The organism is Stenotrophomonas sp. CASM101, from assembly GCF_049384845.1.
GTDB classification, from domain to species: domain Bacteria; phylum Pseudomonadota; class Gammaproteobacteria; order Xanthomonadales; family Xanthomonadaceae; genus Stenotrophomonas; species Stenotrophomonas hibiscicola.
The window spans coordinates 43,721-60,510 of the sequence record NZ_JBMRFR010000012.1 but is presented as its reverse complement, the minus strand read 5'-3'; the positions used below and the strand labels follow the sequence as shown (position 1 = coordinate 60,510).

At 67.7% G+C, this 16,790-nt stretch carries 16 protein-coding genes; 7 read left to right on the top strand and 9 right to left on the bottom strand.

Annotated elements, in window-relative coordinates:
- Positions 1 to 45: 45 nt before the first annotated feature.
- The 3 genes from VG543_RS15625 to VG543_RS15615 all read right to left on the bottom strand — a co-directional run bounded on the left by VG543_RS15625 (position 46) and on the right by VG543_RS15615 (position 2,916).
- Positions 46 to 1,317 (bottom strand): sensor histidine kinase, encoded by a 1,272-nt coding sequence (locus tag VG543_RS15625; RefSeq protein WP_197575281.1) that lies wholly within the window; start codon positions 1,315 to 1,317, stop codon positions 46 to 48.
- Positions 1,318 to 1,470: 153 nt separating this feature from the next.
- Positions 1,471 to 2,184: a response regulator transcription factor gene (locus VG543_RS15620; RefSeq protein ID WP_002811889.1), complete on the bottom strand. Its 714-nt coding sequence runs from the start codon at positions 2,182 to 2,184 to the stop codon at positions 1,471 to 1,473.
- An 87-nt stretch (positions 2,185 to 2,271) separates the two neighbouring features.
- Positions 2,272 to 2,916 carry an arylesterase gene (locus VG543_RS15615; protein ID WP_329846522.1) on the bottom strand — a complete coding sequence of 215 codons (645 nt, stop codon included), beginning with the start codon at positions 2,914 to 2,916 and terminating at the stop codon, positions 2,272 to 2,274.
- A 75-nt stretch (positions 2,917 to 2,991) separates the two neighbouring features.
- On the opposite strand from VG543_RS15615, the gene VG543_RS15610 reads away from it, so the two are divergent.
- Both VG543_RS15610 and VG543_RS15605 read left to right on the top strand, forming a co-directional pair.
- The gene (locus VG543_RS15610; RefSeq protein WP_019661104.1) at positions 2,992 to 3,639 is read left to right on the top strand and encodes an ABC transporter ATP-binding protein; all 648 of its coding nucleotides are present in this window, start codon (positions 2,992 to 2,994) and stop codon (positions 3,637 to 3,639) included.
- Positions 3,636 to 6,152, top strand: coding sequence for an ABC transporter permease (locus VG543_RS15605; protein ID WP_423178749.1), 2,517 nt, complete (start codon positions 3,636 to 3,638; stop codon positions 6,150 to 6,152). The genes VG543_RS15610 and VG543_RS15605 overlap by 4 nt, the downstream gene beginning before the upstream one ends.
- A gap of 107 nt (positions 6,153 to 6,259) precedes the next feature.
- Here the strand turns inward: VG543_RS15605 and VG543_RS15600 are convergent, their stop codons facing one another.
- From VG543_RS15600 to VG543_RS15575, 6 genes are all read right to left on the bottom strand, one after another.
- A complete protein-coding gene (locus VG543_RS15600) occupies positions 6,260 to 7,186 on the bottom strand; it encodes a DUF6607 family protein (protein WP_423178751.1) in 927 nt (308 codons plus the stop codon).
- 73 nt (positions 7,187 to 7,259) lie between these two features.
- On the bottom strand, positions 7,260 to 7,859 hold the full coding sequence (locus VG543_RS15595; RefSeq protein ID WP_019661101.1) for a hypothetical protein: 600 nt from the start codon (positions 7,857 to 7,859) through the stop codon (positions 7,260 to 7,262).
- Between the two features lie 4 nt (positions 7,860 to 7,863).
- Complete coding sequence (locus tag VG543_RS15590) at positions 7,864 to 10,107, bottom strand: TonB-dependent hemoglobin/transferrin/lactoferrin family receptor (protein ID WP_423178752.1); 2,244 nt, start codon at positions 10,105 to 10,107, stop codon at positions 7,864 to 7,866.
- Between the two features lie 153 nt (positions 10,108 to 10,260).
- Positions 10,261 to 10,455: a hemin uptake protein HemP gene (hemP, locus tag VG543_RS15585; RefSeq protein ID WP_005412278.1), complete on the bottom strand. Its 195-nt coding sequence runs from the start codon at positions 10,453 to 10,455 to the stop codon at positions 10,261 to 10,263.
- Positions 10,456 to 10,542: 87 nt separating this feature from the next.
- Positions 10,543 to 10,680: a hypothetical protein gene (locus VG543_RS15580; RefSeq protein ID WP_423178753.1), complete on the bottom strand. Its 138-nt coding sequence runs from the start codon at positions 10,678 to 10,680 to the stop codon at positions 10,543 to 10,545.
- A 22-nt stretch (positions 10,681 to 10,702) separates the two neighbouring features.
- Positions 10,703 to 11,674 (bottom strand): aldo/keto reductase, encoded by a 972-nt coding sequence (locus VG543_RS15575; RefSeq protein ID WP_423178754.1) that lies wholly within the window; start codon positions 11,672 to 11,674, stop codon positions 10,703 to 10,705.
- Between the two features lie 193 nt (positions 11,675 to 11,867).
- Between VG543_RS15575 and VG543_RS15570 the strand changes: the two genes are divergently transcribed.
- The 5 genes from VG543_RS15570 (at position 11,868) to VG543_RS15550 (ending at position 16,768) form a co-directional block, all read left to right on the top strand.
- Entirely contained in the window at positions 11,868 to 13,166 is a 1,299-nt protein-coding gene (locus VG543_RS15570; RefSeq protein WP_019661098.1) for a NupC/NupG family nucleoside CNT transporter, read from the top strand.
- Positions 13,167 to 13,191: 25 nt separating this feature from the next.
- Positions 13,192 to 14,157 carry a ribokinase gene (locus tag VG543_RS15565; protein WP_019661097.1) on the top strand — a complete coding sequence of 322 codons (966 nt, stop codon included), beginning with the start codon at positions 13,192 to 13,194 and terminating at the stop codon, positions 14,155 to 14,157.
- 149 nt (positions 14,158 to 14,306) lie between these two features.
- Positions 14,307 to 14,738 (top strand): hypothetical protein, encoded by a 432-nt coding sequence (locus tag VG543_RS15560; RefSeq protein ID WP_021203449.1) that lies wholly within the window; start codon positions 14,307 to 14,309, stop codon positions 14,736 to 14,738.
- A 147-nt stretch (positions 14,739 to 14,885) separates the two neighbouring features.
- Positions 14,886 to 15,881 (top strand): tRNA dihydrouridine synthase DusB, encoded by a 996-nt coding sequence (gene dusB / locus VG543_RS15555; RefSeq protein ID WP_155030412.1) that lies wholly within the window; start codon positions 14,886 to 14,888, stop codon positions 15,879 to 15,881.
- A 59-nt stretch (positions 15,882 to 15,940) separates the two neighbouring features.
- Positions 15,941 to 16,768 (top strand): class I SAM-dependent methyltransferase, encoded by an 828-nt coding sequence (locus VG543_RS15550; RefSeq protein ID WP_423178755.1) that lies wholly within the window; start codon positions 15,941 to 15,943, stop codon positions 16,766 to 16,768.
- Positions 16,769 to 16,790 lie beyond the last annotated feature (22 nt).

Sequence of the window (16,790 nt, the reverse complement as noted above, 5' to 3'; positions counted from 1 at the left end):
CGCATGGCGTGGATCTACTGAATCACGGGCAATGGGGTCGGAGGATCAGCGGAAGATCACCGTGGCCTCGGTGCCCTTGCCCGGCTCGCTGGCCAGCCTGACCTTCCAGCCGAAGCGGTCGCACAGCCGGCGCACGATCGACAGGCCCAGGCCGGTGCCCTGCGGGCGGCTCGGCTCGGCGCGGTAGAACGGTTCGAAGGCCCGCGACAGGGCGTCGGCAGACATGCCGATACCGGTATCGCGCACTACCACCCGGTCGTTGTGCACATGCACGTCGATGCGCCCCTCGTCGGTGTAGCTGCAGGCATTGCGCACCAGGTTGCTGATCACCACCTGCAGCACCCGCGGCGGCGCATGCAACTGCACCGGGCCGTCGCTGTGCAGGTGCACCGACACCGGGCGAGACCCCAGCAGTTCGTTGGCATTGTCCACCTCGTAGCGGACGATGTCGTTGACGTCGAACAGCTCGATCTGCGGTTCGACATCGGCCTCGCGGGCCAGGATCAGGAACGCATCGATCACCGCCTCCATGTCGCGGCCAGCCCGCTGGATGCGCTGCAGGCTGCGGCGCAGGCGCGGCTGCAGGGTTTCATCGCCAAGGGCCATGTCGCTGGCGACGCGGATGACGGTCAGCGGTGTGCGCAGTTCATGGCTGGCGTCGCGGGTGAAATTGCGCTCGCGCGCCACATGCGCGCTGACCCGGTTGGCCAGCGAATGCAGTGCGGCCGCCAGCTGGCGGGTCTCGCCCTGCATGTCCGCCGGCAGCTTGTTCGGCTCCAGATCGGCCGCTTCGGGGTGGCCCGGGTCCCAGCGCGAGACGCGCCGTGCCAGCCAGTTCACCGGCGACACCAGGCGCTTGGAAGCCCGATAGGTCACCCAGCTGGCGCCATACACCGCCAACAGGGTCAGCAGCACCGGCACGATGCCGAACCAGAACGCCAGCATCTCCGCACGCGAACGCAGGAACACCAGGTACAGGCGACCGGCGGGGCGCACATCGACCAGCACCAGCTGGTCATCCTGAGGCAGTTCGTGGAAGCCGGGCTCCAGGTTGCGCAGGTTGGCTGGCAATGACAGCGCCGACTGCCCGCTTTCCAGCAGGTAGCCGCGGATGTTCTGGGTGTTGGGCGGCGGCTGCACCGGCGACGCCTCGTGCAGCGTCCAGTAATAGGCCGCTTCCTCGCGCAGGGCGGCGCCGACCAGGCTGTGCTTGATCACCAGCGACACCAGCCAGGCACCGAGCAGGATGCCCAGGCTGGCCAGGACTGCCTGCAGGATGAAGGCGATACGGATCTTGCGCGGCAGGCCGTGCGGCATTGCGGGGTCCCGGTCAGAGCGCTGCGATTATAGGCAGCGCGCTGCGCCGTAGTCGTGCACGGACGCTGACCGGCGGCAGCGCCGGCCGGTCATCCGTGCCCGATGCGGGGTCGTTGCCCGGCCGGGCCTGATGCTGCACCGGCCCGGCCCCGATCAGGCCATCGGCTGTGCGATATCGGCAATGCGGTAGCCGGCGCTCTGCACGGTGTGCAGCAGCGGACGGTCGAACGGCTTGTCGATGATCTTGCGCAGGTTGTACAGATGGCTGCGCAGCGTGTCCGAGTCCGGCAGGCCATTGCCCCAGATCTCGCGTTCGATCTCCTGGCGGGTGACCACGCGCGGCGATTCGCGCATCAGGATGGTCAGCAGGCGCAGGCCGATCGGCGACAGCTGCAGCTCGGTACCGGCACGGGTGGCCCGCATGCTGACCGGATCGAGCACCAGGTCGGCGACCTTCAGCACCTCCGAACCCACCTGGCGACGTTCGCGGCGGATCAGCGCGCGCAGGCGGGCTTCCAGCTCCTGGATCGCGAACGGCTTGGTCAGGTAGTCATCGGCGCCGAACCCGAGGCCGGTGAGCTTGTCGTCCAGCGTGTCGCGTGCCGTGAGCATCAGCACCGGGGTGGACTTGCGCGCATCGTTGCGCAGGCGACGGCACACTTCGATGCCATCCAGGCGCGGCAGCATCAAGTCGAGCACCACGACGTCATAGCTGTTCTCCGCCGCAAGGCGGTAGCCATCCAGGCCGTCCTGTGCATAGTCGACTTCGAAGCCGCGACCTTCCAGGTATTCGCCGATCATCTCGGAGATGTTGCGGTTGTCTTCGACCACCAGCACCAAGCCGGAGGTCTCCTTCGTCTGACGCATGTGATTCCCTCTAACTTCAGCTTTGTGAAACATGCCGGATCGACGGTGGACGCGATGTGAAGTTCCGTCAAGAGGTACACAAACGGTTCAGAGGAGCGGCCTGAGCAGCGGCCAGACGTTGTCCAGCAGCTTCGGCTGCGCCTCTGCGGTCGGGTGCAGGCCGTCGGCCTGCATCATGCCCGGCTGCAGGGCCACGCCTTCCAGCAGGAAGGGCAGGAGCGGCACCTCGTACCGCGTGGCCAGCGCCTTGTAAGCCGCAGCCAGGCGCTGGCGATAGGCCGGCCCGTAGTTGGGCGGTACGTCGATGCCCAGCAGCAATACCTTCGCGCCGGCCTTCTGGCTGGCCTGCACCATCTTTTCCAGGTTGCCCTGCACCTGCGCCGGGGTCAGCCCACGCAATGCGTCATTGCCGCCCAGCGCGATCACCACCACCGTCGGCTTTTCCTTCGCCAGCAGGCCCGGCAGGCGGGTCAGCGCGCCGGCGGTGGTCTCCCCGCTCATGCTGGCGTTGACGATGCGCGCCGGGGTTTTCGACTGCTGCCTGACCCGCTGTTGCAGCAGGCTGACCCAGCCGGCGTCGGCAGGGATATTGTGGGCGGCACTGAGGCTGTCGCCGAGCACCAGCACGGTGCGGGCCGGACCTTTGGCACAGGCCAGCCCCGGCAACAGCAGGAACCCTAGCAGCAGCACCACCATCGCGCCGGCTCGCCGGCTCCATCCCGTCTTGCGCATTGGAGTCTCCTCATCGACAGCCTGTCCCCCCGCAGCGCGCCCGTCGCCATCGCCGTCGACCAGGTCGGCAAATCCGTGCAGGGCCCGGAGGGTGAAGTCCACATACTGGACAACATCACCCTGACCGTCCATGAAGGCACCAGCGCGGCCATCGTCGGCGCCTCCGGTTCGGGCAAGACCACCCTGCTCGGGCTGCTGGCCGGGCTGGACCTGCCCAGCCGCGGCCGCATTGCGCTGTCGGGCCAGGACCTGGGCGACCTCGATGAAGAAGCGCGGGCCCAGCTGCGCGCGCGTGAGGTTGGCTTCGTGTTCCAGAGCTTCCACCTGCTACCGGCGCTGACCGCCGCCGAAAACGTCGCGTTGCCACTGGAACTGGCCGGGCGCGAAGACCGTGCGCGGGTCGATGAAGTGCTGGCCCAGGTCGGGCTGGCCCATCGCGCCCGCCACTATCCGCGCCAGTTGTCGGGCGGCGAGCAGCAGCGCGTGGCATTGGCGCGTGCGTTCGTCACCCGCCCGCGCATCCTGTTCGCCGACGAACCGACCGGCTCGCTGGACCACGCCACCGGCCAGCACATCAGCGACCTGCTGTTCGAACTCAACGCCGGCAGCGGCACCACCCTGGTGCTGGTCACCCACGACCTGCGCCTGGCCCAGCGCTGCCAGTACATCCATCGCATCGACGAGGGCCGGCTGCTGCCGGTCGAGCATGGGGCGCAGGCATGAACCTGCTGCGGCACGCGTGGCGCGCGCTGCGTCGCGAGGCCCTGGCCGGTGACCTGCTGACCGTGTTCGCCGCACTGGTGCTGGGCGTGGCGGTGATGACCGCGGTGGGCACGCTGGTCAACCGGGTCAACCTGGCGCTGACCGGCAGCGCTGCGGAAATGCTCGGCGGCGACCTTGGCATCGTCGGGCGCGATGACCCGCCGCAGGCGTTCGCCGACGAGGCACAGCGGCGTGGACTGGCCTACACCCGCATCGCCAGCTTCGGCAGCGTGCTGTTCAACGGTGATGCCAGCCAGATGGCCAGCATCAAGGCGGTGCAGGCGGGCTATCCGCTGCGTGGCACGCTGCGGGTGCGGGCCACACCCGGCGGCGCCCTGATCGCCGATGCCGGCATGCCGCCCAAGGGCCAGGCCTATGCCGACCCGCGCCTGTTGCAGGGACTGGGGCTGAAAGCCGGCGATGACCTCGAATTCGGCGCCGGCACGCTGCGCATCGCCGGCATCATCGAGGCCGAACCGGATACCGGTGGCGACCTGCTGACGCTCTCCCCCACCCTGCTGGTCAACCGCGCCGATGTGGAAGGCGCAGGCCTGCTTGGCCCCGGCAGCCGCATCAACTACCGGCTGATGTTCGCCGGCTCCGCCGACCAGGTTGCCGCGTTCCGCCAGTGGCTGCTGCCACAGGTGAAAGGCCTTCGCCTGCTGAGCGTGGACGACACCCAGCGCGGCGTGCGCCAGGCCTTTGATCTTGCCGGGCGCTTCCTCGGCCTGAGCGCGCTGCTGGCGGTATTGCTTGCCGGCGTGGCGACCGCGCTGGCGGCCAACCGTTTTGCCCTGCGCCGCATCGACCAGGTGGCGATCCTGCGCTGCCTGGGCGCGCGCCAGCGCGACATTCTGTCCGGTCTGGCACTGCAGCTGCTGATGCTGGCAGTGCCGGCCTGCGCACTCGGCATCGGCCTGGGCATGGCTGCGCAGGAAGGTCTGGTGCAGGTACTGGGCAGCCTGGTGCCGCAGCGCTTGCCGCTACCCGAGGCAATGCCGGCGCTGACCGGCGCCGGCATCGGCCTGTTGCTGCTGTTCGGCTTCGGCCTGCCGCCGCTGCTGCGCCTGCGCGGGGTGCCGCCGATGCGCGTGCTCAACCGCTCCTTCGCCGCCCTGCCCCCGGCCTCGCTGCTGGCCTACGTAGCAGCGCTGGCGGCCAGCGTGCTGCTGGCGGTGCAGGTGACCGGTGATCTCAAGCTGGCGCTATGGGTGCTGGGCGGCCTGGCCGCGTTGGCGGTGGCGGCCGGCGTGGTCGGTTTCGTGCTGCTGCAGCTGCTGCGCGGCCTGCAGCACCGTCTGCACGGCCACTGGCGGCTGGGCCTGGCGGCGCTGACCCGGCGCCGGATGCTGGCGGTGATGCAGCTGGTCGGGCTGTCGCTGTCGCTGTGCGCGCTGTTGCTGCTGGCGGTGACCGGCCCCGGCCTGCTGCAGCAGTGGCGCGAACGCCTGCCCGCGGATACGCCGAACTACTTCCTGATCAATATCCAGCCCGGACAGCGTGACAGCGTGCTGGCCGCGCTGCGCGGACTGGGGGCCAACGACGCCAGCATCGAACCGATGGCGACCGGTCGCCTGATCGCGATCAACGGCAAGCCGCCGCTGCGCGTGGATCGCTCGCCGGACCAGAGCGGGCAGCCGGCGTCAGGCGAAGCCCAGCGCGATGACGACGACGAGAACCGGCCGTTGAACTTCAGCTGGCGCAGCAGCTTCCCGCCGGCCAACACGCTGATGAACGGCACCTTCTGGACGCCCGACAGCACGGCGGCGGAGGCGTCGGTTGAAATCGGCTGGGCCAAGCGCTACGGCGTGTATCCGGGCGACCGCATCACCATTTCAGTAGGCGAGCAGGAGCGCGAGTTCACCGTCACCAGTGTGCGCAAGGCCGACTGGAACACCTTCCGGCCGAACTTCTTCGTGCTGCTGAATCCCAATGCGGTGGGCGACACCCCGCACAACCTGCTGTCGGCGTTCCATCTGCCGGCCGGCAACGCGGCTGGGCTGGGCGAGCTGGTGCGCGCACAGCCCAACCTGTCGCTGCTGGACGTGGACGCGGTGATCTCGCAGGTGCGCGATGTGATGGAGCGGGTCGCGCAGGCGGTGCAGCTGGTGATGGTATTCAGCCTGCTGGCCGGCGTGCTGGTGCTGCTGGCCGCACTGCAGGCCACGGCGGGCGAGCGCCGCTACGACAGCGCGGTGCTGCGCACGCTGGGCGCGACCCGGCGCCAGCTGCGTGGCGCGGTGCTCGTTGAGTTCGGCGCACTGGGCACGCTGGCCGCGTTGCTCGCGGTGGGCGCGGCGGCCGTCATCGGCGTGGCAGTCTCGCAGAAGGTGTTCGAGCTGCCGTTGCTGCCGCCGTGGCCGGGCCTGCTGATCGGCGGCGTGGTCGGCATTGGGCTGAGCCTGCTGGCAGGCTGGTGGGGTACGCGGGCGATCCTGCATACGCCGCCGGCATTGGCGCTGCGTGAGGCCTGAGGCGGCGCCGGACGGGGGCGCGTGCCGAGCAAGCTCGGCACCTACCAAGTGCACATGACGGCGTTGCCAGTGTTCAAGGAACAAGCACATCCACGCATGGCGTGGCTCTACTGGGCCTTTTCCACGTACTTGGCGAACACGTCGTCAATCTGCTTGTCCTTCACCTTCTTGCCGGACTGGATCTCTTCGGCCTGGGTGAAAAGCGGGATGATCATCGCCATGCCGTCGATCCTGGTCTTCAGGTGCACGCCCGGCGCCTGGGTCAGGAAACCGTCCCAACGCTGGCGCACCTTGGCCCAGTAACCGGCGGTGGCCTTCCAGTAGTTGCGCGCCGGGGTGAAGTCGACCTCGGTGGTCTTCACGTAGTCGTTGAAGCCGAACTCGCGTGCGATCTCCACCTGGCTGCCATCGGCGTTGCGCTGCACCTTGGTGTTGAACTGTTCGTGGGTCCAGCCGTTCGGGGTCAGCGTGTGGCGGTTGATCACGGCCAGCGCGTTGTAGTCGCTGCGCTTGGTGTACTCACGGCGCGGCAGCGGGCGCCAGCTCAGGTCGCTGGTCCAGCTCGGCACGTTGTTGGTGTAGGTCCAGGTGCCGGTGCCGCAGTAGCGCGGTGCGTCGCTCACTTCGTACACGCACTGGGTCCAGGCGCCCTGGTTCACCGCCGACGGAATACTGCGCACCTTCCAGGTCTGGTCGGCGCTGAACTCGAAACGGTTCGGTGCTTCGTACACCCAGTCCTGGCGCCAGTGCTTGGTGATGTGGCCGCTCTTCTCGTCCAGCAGCAGGTGCTGCAGCACGATGCGCTTCGGCGTGTCCTCGACCACGATGACCACTTCGCTGCCACCGCTGCGCATCGCCGGTGCACGCTCGTAGCCCGGCTTCAGCAGCACGGTCTCGTCGAACGCGAAGTCCACGGTGTACTCACCCTGCATGGCAAGGATGCTGTCGTGGTCGCGGGCGATATCGGAGGGCTGCGCGCTGGCCACGCCGCTGGCGGCGAGCAGCAGCATGGCGCTGGCTGTCTGGAGCTTCATCGGGGTCTTCCTTCGGGGTTGCAGATTCATTGAGGGGCCATCCGTGGCCAACGGGCGTTCCATCAGGAGAGGGTCACAGGCGGATCAGCGGCAGGTCGCCGGGAATCTGGGGCGCCGGACGCCGGGCGGCGTCGGCACAGCAGCAGTCGTCGATCACCAGCTCGCCTTCAGCACCTTCCAGGCGTGCGATGCGGCGCGCGGTGGCCGCGCCCAGCGAGGACAGGGTCGACAGACTGGCGGCCAGCGTGCGTCCGTCGTCGGCGGCATGCAGGCGCAGCGCGCACAGGCGCCAGCGCTGGCCGCCAAGATGGCCGGCCAGGCGCCGCCACAGGCGTTCGCCAACGCTCGCCTCGCTGTCGTGTTCCGGTCCCGGCGGCAGCGGCGCGACCAGACGGTCCCAGGCCAGGAAATCGCTGTCGGGCAGCAGGTACAGGCGCCACACGCAGCGGCCGCGGCCATCAAGGAAGCACAGGCTTTCGCGCAGGCCCTCGCTGTCCACGCCCTGGCAGGCGTGTACGCGTACGGCCTGGCGCCAGCCGCCCAGCTCGTTGCCGTCGGCGTGGTACAGGCACAACACGGTGCCGAGCGTGGCCAGCTGTGCCGGGGTCGGCCAGGCCGCGCTGTTCGGCGCGGCGATGGAGTCATTCCTGCGTGCGGACAAGGCTCGGCTCATGAGATCACCAGGAAACGGCAAGGCTGGCGGAGAAGGTGCGGCCCGGGCCGCTGAAACGATCGCTCAGTGCGCGATCGGTGATCAGGCTCGGGGTGATCGACGACCATTCGATGTAGCGCTTGTCGGCCAGGTTGAACACGCCGACATTGAAGGTGGCACCCGGCGCGAAGTTCCAGTGCGCCATCAGGTCCAGCACGCCGTACCCGGCCGGCTGGTAGACGAACGGCGCCGGTGCGTTCGGATTGGTCTGCGCCGCAGGCGGCGGCAGGCGCTTCTTGCGCTGCACGAAGGTACCGGCCAGTTCGACGCCCCAGGTATCGGCGTCATACATCAGGCCCAGCGTGCCACGCAGCGGATCGACCGAGGCCAGCGGTTCGTCATCGGTCCGGTTGTCACCACGCGACCATGCCAACGCACTGCGCAGCGCCCAGCCCTTCAGCGCCGGGCTGAGTTCGCCAAACTCGATGCCGGCCTTCATTTCCGCGCCATAGATGCGCGCGTCGGCGATGTTCTGCGACTGGAACACGGTCAAACCCTGCGCGTTGCGACCGGTATCGACGTTGGACTCGATGAAATCCTTGTAGTCGTTGTAGTAGCCGCTGACGCTGACGTACGCCGCCGGCGCGATGAAGCGCAGGCCCAGTTCGTAACCGTCGCTGGTTTCGGGCTTCAGATCCGGATTGGCGATGGCGGTATAGCGGAAGGCGATGTTGGTCAGGCCGATGTTTACGTCGTTGTACGGCGGCGAACGGAAGCCACGCGCATAACCGGCGAACAGCGACCATTCGTCGGTAAAGCGCCAGACCATGCCCAGCTTCGGCGACACGCTGGTCTTCTTCAGCTGCGCCACGGCCGTGGTCGGGTTGTCTTCGGCGAAGATGCTGTCCACTTCCGGCTTCAGCTCGTAGCGGTCCACGCGCACGCCCGGCACCAGCGACAGCCTGCCATCGGCAAAGCGCATCTCATCCTGCGCATACAGGCCCAGCTCGGTAGTCTTGCTGATCGGGAAGTCACGCACCGGGAAGGTGTCCGGCAGCACCGTGTTGCTGACCACGCCAGCCTTACTGACCTGATAGCCGTCGCGCTTCTGGCGGATCTCGGTACGGGTGCCTTCGAAACCGTAGGTCAATGCGTGCTCGACGCTGCCGGTGGCGAACGCCTTGTTGAACTGCGCCTGCAGGCCATAGGCATGCTGGTCGAAGGAGAACACGCGGTGGCGACGGGTGCCGTCGGTGCGGGTCTCGTCGGTCTGCTGCCGGGTTTCGCTGTTCTGCGCGTACACCTGCCAATGCAGGCTGTCGGCGAACGGCTGGTCCAGCGCATCCATCTCGTGGGCGAAGGAGACGCGGTTGCGCTTCTGGGTGTCGTGGGACTTCATGCCAGTGGCCGCAGCCATCGCGCCGGGGCGCGGTGCAACGCTGGCGATCGCCGACAGCACATTGGTATCGGTGGTGTCTTCGTTGCCTTCCACGGTCAGGCCGAAGCGCTGGTCCTCGCTGGGTGCATAGACCAGTTTGCTGAGCAGGCTGCGGCCGTCGCGATCCTGCGGATTGGACGCGGTGCGGGTGTCGTTGTCGCTGCGAACCGTGCCCTTGTTGTCCGTTTCCTGGCCCTGGTGGTGGTTGACGTTGACCAGGCCGCTCCAGTGGTCGCCACCGAAGGCGGCCGTGGCACCGCCGAGCAGGCCCTTCCACTCACCGTCGTAGCCGAACTTCAGGCCGAAGTAGCTGTTCTTGCCGTCCTTGAGATAGTCGGCCGGGTCTTTGGTCACGAACGCGACCACGCCACCGAGTGCATCGGAGCCGTACAGCGGGCTGGCCGGTCCACGCACGATCTCGACGCGCTTGAGCGTATCGAGGTCGGTGAAGTTGCGGTTGGAACTGGCGAACGAACCGATGTCGAACCGGGTCGGCATGACGATGCCGTCGGTCTGGATGCGCACGCGGTTGCCGTCCAGGCCACGGATGCGGAAACCATCCAGGCCGAAGCGGGTCGCGCTGCGGGTGACCGACAGGCCCGGCTCGTAGCGCACCAGATCCTTGATGTCCTGCACCAGGTGCCGGTCCATCTGCTCACGGTCGATGACATCCACGGTGGCCGCCACGTCGCTCAGCGCCCGCTCGGTGCGGGTGGCGGTGACCTGCACCCGATCGAATTCGCGCGCATCGGGGGCAGCAGTGGCAGCAGCGTGGGCGGACAGCGGCAGCGCCATCCAGACAGCAAGGCAAAGGGCGGTATGGCGGGTCATCGGGTTCGTTCGGTCAGGCAGGGGAACCCCCGGTTACCGGCGCACCCGGAAGGTGCACGCGGTAGACCGAGGGGGAGAGAGCGGGAGCGGACGGGTCGCCCACCCTGTCGGCGCTGCCGGCAGGAGGGAGGGAGGCGGGCGACCAGACCGCGATTACTTGGTCAGGATCAGCTTGTCGTTGCTGGTGTGCCGCAGGCGATAGAAGCGGTCGCCGTGCTGGATCAGGATTTCACGACGGCCCTTGAGCAGGGCTTCGCTGTCGATGACCTCTTCCGGCGGAACGACACGGACCGGACGATCGCGGAGGGTCAGCGTTTCGGGGCGCAGCAGTACAGGTTGAGCATTCATGAGCATCTGGACTCGTGCGAGGGACGAGTTAAATGATAATGATTCTCAGTTGACAATCAACAACCATTCTCAATTTCATTGATGAGATTAATGATCGAATTCGGAAATTCGATAAACACCATCAATCAAAAGATTGGGTGCGACACCTTTGTAGAGTCGAGCCACGCTCGACTGCTCTTGGCGCCGTCGCCAGGAAACGCCCGCGCTGCGCGCGGAGTCGATCATGGCTCGACTCCGCAAAGGGCTGTCAGGCGAAGACGGCTTCGACCTGGGCCCAGCCGGCGGCGTCGACCTGCTCCAGCACGTCCAGTGCCTGCAGGTTCTGCAGCAGCTGGCTGACCCGGCTGGCGCCGAGGATCACGCTGGAGACATTCGGGTTGCGCAGGCACCAGGCAATCGCCAGCGTGGCCGGGGCCTGGCCCAGCGCGCGCGCGACTTCGCTGAAACGGCGCACCTGACCCAGGCGGGCCCCGGCGTCGGCCCCCAGCACCAGGTCCTGCAACCACTCCATGCCTTCGCGCCCCAGCCGTGCATCGGCCGGGATGCCCTGGTCGTACTTGCCGGTGAGCAGGCCCGAGGCCAGCGGCGAGAAGATGGTGGTGCCCAGGCCGGCACCGGCATACAGCGGCGCGTACTCGACCTCCACGCGCTCGCGGTGCAGCAGGTTGTACTGCGGCTGCTCCATCGACGGGCCCTGCAGGTTGCGCGCCTCGGCGATGTCCAGCGCCTGCTGGATCTGCGCCGCCGACCACTCCGAGGTGCCCCAGTAGAGGATCTTGCCCTGCCGCACCAGGGTGTCCATGGCATGCACGGTCTCGGCGACCGGTGCGTCCGGATCCGGGCGGTGGCAGTAATAGAGGTCCAGGTAATCCACCCGCAGGCGCTTGAGCGCGGCGTGGCAGGCATCGGTCACATGCTTGCGCGACAGGCCGCGCTGGGTCGGCCGCGGGTCCTTGGCGCTGCCGAAGAACACCTTGCTGGAGACGCAGAAACCGTCGCGCGGCAGGCGCAGGTCGGCGATCACATCGCCCATCACCTGTTCGGCGCGGCCGTTGGCATAGCCCTCGGCATTGTCGAAGAAGTTGACGCCATGATCCCAGGCGGCCGCCACCAGGTTGCGGGCCTCGTCGCGCGGGATCTGGTCACCGAAGGTCACCCAGGCGCCGAAGGACAGGGCGGAAATCGGCAGGCCGGTGGAGCCCAAGCGACGGTATTGCATGCGAATCTCCTGCTGCGGGCCCGCATCCGGGCCGGGATCGAACTCCATTCTACCTGCCGCCGCCGGCCGCAAGCCCTTGCCGTTGCTGGCCCGATCGGTACCGTTGGGTGCGCGCACGCTGCTTTTTCTTGCCCCGGCCCCTGCCCTGCACTAGGCTTCCCGTTTTTCGCGACGCCCCAGGGGAGTCACTCACATGGTCGAAGGTTTGGGCAGGATCGGCTTCGGCCTGTTCGGGTTGGCGGTGCTGATCGGCATCACCTGGTTGTTTTCCAACAACAAGCGTGCAGTTGACTGGAAGCTGGTTGCCACCGGTATCACCCTGCAGATCGCCTTTGCGGCGCTGGTGATCCTGGTGCCGGGCGGGCGCGACGTGTTCGATGCGCTGGGCAAGGGCTTCGTCAAGATCCTCAGCTTCGTCAACGAGGGCTCGGGCTTCATCTTCGGCTCGTTGATGGACACCAAGAACTACGGCTTCATCTTCGCCTTCCAGGTGCTGCCGACCATCATCTTCTTCTCGGCGCTGATGGGGGTGATGTACCACCTCAACGTCATGCAGGCGATCGTGCGCGTGATGGCCTGGTCGATCACCAAGGTGATGCGCGTGTCCGGCGCGGAAACCACCAGCGTCTGCGCCAGCGTCTTCATCGGCCAGACCGAGGCGCCGCTGACCGTTCGCCCGTACATCGCCAGGATGACCCAGTCCGAACTGCTGACCATGATGATCGGCGGCATGGCGCATATCGCCGGCGGCGTGCTGGCGGCCTACGTGGGCATGCTGGGCGGCGGCGATCCGGCGCAGCAGGCTTTCTACGCCAAGCACCTGCTGGCGGCCAGCATCATGGCGGCCCCGGCCACCCTGGTCGTGGCCAAGCTGCTGATTCCGGAAACCGGCACCCCGCTGACCCGCGGCACGGTGAAGATGGAAGTCGAAAAGACCTCCAGCAACATCATCGATGCCGCCGCTGCCGGCGCCGGTGACGGCCTGAAGCTGGCACTGAACATCGGCGCGATGCTGCTGGCCTTCATCGCCCTTATCGCGCTGCTGAACGCGCCGCTGACCTGGGTGGGCGAAGTGACCGGCCTGGCCGCTGCCATCGGCAAGCCGACCAACCTGTCGACCATCTTCGGCTATCTGCTGGCCCCGATCGCCTGGGTGATCGGCACGCCGTGGGCCGACGCCACCACCGTCGGCTCGCTGATCGGCCAGAAGGTCGTGATCAACGAGTTCGTCGCCTACACCGAACTGTCGCAGATCGTGAACGGCCAGATCCCGGGCGTGAGCCTGTCCGCCGAAGGCCGCCTGATTGCCACTTACGCGCTGTGCGGCTTCGCCAACTTCAGCTCGATCGCGATCCAGATCGGCGGTATCGGTGGCCTCGCGCCGGAGCGCCGCCACGACCTGGCCAAGTTCGGCCTGCGCGCGGTGCTAGGCGGTACCATTGCCACCTTCATGACGGCGACCATCGCCGGCGTGCTGACGCACTTCAGTTGAACCCCTGGTTGAGAAAAGATTTCCTATGAGCAGCAGTGTCGTTGTCGTCGGTTCCTTCAATGTCGATCACGTGTGGCGGTGCGAAACGCTGCCGGCACCGGGTGCGACCATTGCCGGCCGCTACAGCACCGGCCCCGGTGGCAAGGGCTTCAACCAGGCCGTGGCGGCCTGCCGCGCTGGTGCGGACACCCACTTCGTGTGTGCGTTGGGCGATGACGCCGGTGGCGCCACTGCGCGCGAACTGGCTGCGCACGATGGCTTCGCGCTGATCGCCGAGGCCAGCAGCGAGCCGACCGGCACCGCCGGCATCTACGTCGATGCCCGTGGCCGCAACACGATCGTGATCGGCCCCGGCGCCAATGCCGCGCTGGGCACCGATTTCCTGCAACAGCAGCAGGCCCTGCTGGCCGGTGCCAAGGTGGTGCTGGTGCAGCTGGAATCGCCGGTGCAGACCATCGAAGCGGCGCTGGCCACGGCCCGCGAGGCCGGTGTCACCACCGTGCTCAACACCGCGCCGGCCGATGCGCCCTCGACCATCGGCCTGCTCAAGCTGGCCGATGTGATCACCCCGAACGAGACCGAGTTCGCCGCCCTGCTCGGCCGCCATGTCGGCGAGCGCGTGGATGCCAACGACGTCGCGGCGCTGGATGGCGCCAGCCTGCATGCGCTGTGCCGCAAGCTGGTCGGCAACGGCACGGTGGTGGTGACCCTGGGTTCGGTGGGCGTGTTCGTCTCTCACGCCGACGAGAACCTGCGCGGCGATACCCAGCCGTACTACCGCGTCGGTGCCGAACAGGTGCAGGCCATCGACACCACCGGTGCTGGTGATGCCTTCAACGGTGCGCTGGCTGCGTCGCTGGCACAGGTGGCCGATGCACCGTTCGCCCGCCACGTGCGCTTTGCCAACCAGTTCGCCGGTCGCTCGACCGAGAAGGAAGGCGCTGCGGCGGCGATGCCGCGCTTCACCCCGGCCGACGCCGAAGCCAAGTAATTCCACGCCACGCGTGGATGACAAGGCCCGGGTGCACAGGCACCTGGGCCTTTCTTTCGCCCATTGCCCAGCCCCTGCGACCGCCTGTCGCATTGCCCACATCCTGCCCCTCGCTCACGATCCGCGCAGCTTCCTTGCACGGGCAGGACATGGACGGATTCCCCTGGTTGCTGGTCGCGGCCGCAGGCAGTGCCGCTGCGGCGCTGCTGCATATCGGCTGCATCGCCTTCGGCGCCGCGTGGTACAGGTACTTCGGTGCCGGCCAGCGCGTGGTCCGGCTGGCACAGGCCGGGCATTGGTGGCCACCGCTGATGACCGCCGGCATCACGGCCGTGCTGGTGGCCTGGACGCTGTACGCACTGGCCGCTGCGGGCTGGCATTCGCCACTGCCGGCCAGTCGTCTGGTCCTGTCGGGCATCGCCCTGCTGTTGCTGCTGCGCGCCGCGATGGGCTTCGGGCTGGCGCTGCTGCGGCCCGGCTACAACGGCCGGCGCTTCTGGATGGTCAGTTCACTGGTCTGCCTCAGCCTGGGGCTGGCCTTCGCCCTGGGTACCCGCCAGGCCTGGCAGCGCCTGGGGTAGCCGCCCACCTTCGCCCGCCCTTGGGGGCGGCGGAAGCAACCGTCAAGCATCTGCTGATGCCGGTACGGCATGAGGTCGGTGCCGATCGGCCTGAACCGGGGCGCAGCCGATACGGCCGCGTCGCTGTCGGCGCCCTACAATGGGCGCATGCAGATCGGCCCGTACACCATTGCTCCGAACGTCGTGCTGGCGCCCATGGCCGGCGTCACCGACAAACCCTTCCGCCTGCTGTGCAAACGGCTGGGCGCGGGCCTGGCCGCCTCGGAAATGACCATCAGCGACCCGCGCTTCTGGACCACGCGCAAGTCGATCCACCGCATGGACCATGACGGCGAACCGGCACCGATCAGCGTGCAGATCGCCGGCACCGAGCCGCAGCAGCTGGCCGAGGCCGCACGCTACAACGTCGACCACGGCGCGCAGATCATCGACATCAACATGGGCTGCCCGGCCAAGAAGGTGTGCAACGCCTGGGCCGGCTCGGCGCTGATGCGTGACGAGCAGCTGGTGGCGCGCATCCTCGAGGCCGTGGTCAACGCGGTGGACGTTCCGGTCACGCTGAAGATCCGCACCGGGTGGGACTGCGACCATCGCAATGGCCCGGTGATCGCCCGCATCGCCGAGGACAGCGGCATCGCCGCGCTGGCGGTGCATGGCCGCACCCGCGACCAGCATTACACCGGCCAGGCCGAGTACGCCACGATCGGCGAGATCAAGGCCGCGCTGCGCATTCCGGTGATCGCCAACGGCGATATCGATTCGCCGCAGAAGGCGGCATACGTGCTGCAGCAGACCGGCGTGGACGCGGTGATGATCGGCCGCTCGGCACAGGGCCGGCCGTGGATCTTCCGCGAAGTGGCGCACTTTCTGGCCACCGGTGAGGAACTGCCACCACCGTCGTTGGCGGAAGTGCGCGACATCCTGCTCGGCCACCTGCACGCACTGCATGCGTTCTATGGCGAGCCGCAGGGCGTGCGCATCGCGCGCAAGCACCTGGGCTGGTATGCCAAGGACCGGCCGGAGAATGCGGCCTTCCGCGCCGTGGTCAACCGCGCCGAAGACCCGCAGAGCCAGGTCGCGCTGACCACCGAGTACTTCGACCGCCTGATCGCCGGGGAACCGGCGTTGTCTTCGGCGGCCTGAGCCGCCAATCCTGCGTTTCCGGACAGTCGAGCCTGCTCGACGCTACAAGAGCCCGCCCCATGACCCCGCCGATCTCCTCCCCGACCTACCTGCACGGGTTCTCCGGCACCGAGCAGCAGCGCCTGATGACCCAGGCGCGCCTGCTGGAATCGAGCATCTTCGGCCAAATCGACTACAGCGGCGCGCGGCGCCTGCTGGAAGTCGGCAGCGGCGTGGGTGCGCAGACCGAGATCCTGCTGCGCCGCTTCCCCGAGCTGCACGTGACCGGTGTGGACCTGAGCGAGACCCAGCTGACCACCGCGCGCGAGAACCTGGCGCGCACGCCGTGGTGCAGCGATCGCTACACCCTGCAGCAGGCTGACGCCGGCGAGCTCTCGTTCGAGGCACGCAGCTTCGACTCGGCGTTCCTGTGCTGGGTACTGGAGCACGTGCCGTCACCTGCGCGCGTGCTGAGCGAGGTGCGCCGGGTGCTGGCACCGGGTTCGCCGGTCTACATCACCGAGGTGATGAATGCCTCGTTCCTGCTCGACCCGTATTCGCCGCACATCTGGCGTTACTGGATGGCGTTCAACGATTTCCAGTACGACCACGGGGGCGACCCCTTCGTTGGCGCCAAGCTGGGCAACCTGCTGCTGGCCGGCGGCTTCCGCGACGTGCACACCGAGATCAAGACCATCCACCTGGACAACCGCGAACCGGCGCGGCGCAAGACGATGATCGCGTTCTGGGAGCAGCTGCTGCTGTCGGCCGCCGACCAACTGCTGCAGGCCGGCTCGGTGGACGAGGAAACCGTGGAAGGCATGCGTCGCGAGTTCCGCCTGGTGCAGAACGGCCCGAATGCGGTGTTCTTCTATTCGTTCGTGCAGGGCCGCGCCACGGTGTATTGAGCCGACGCGGCACCAATGCTCC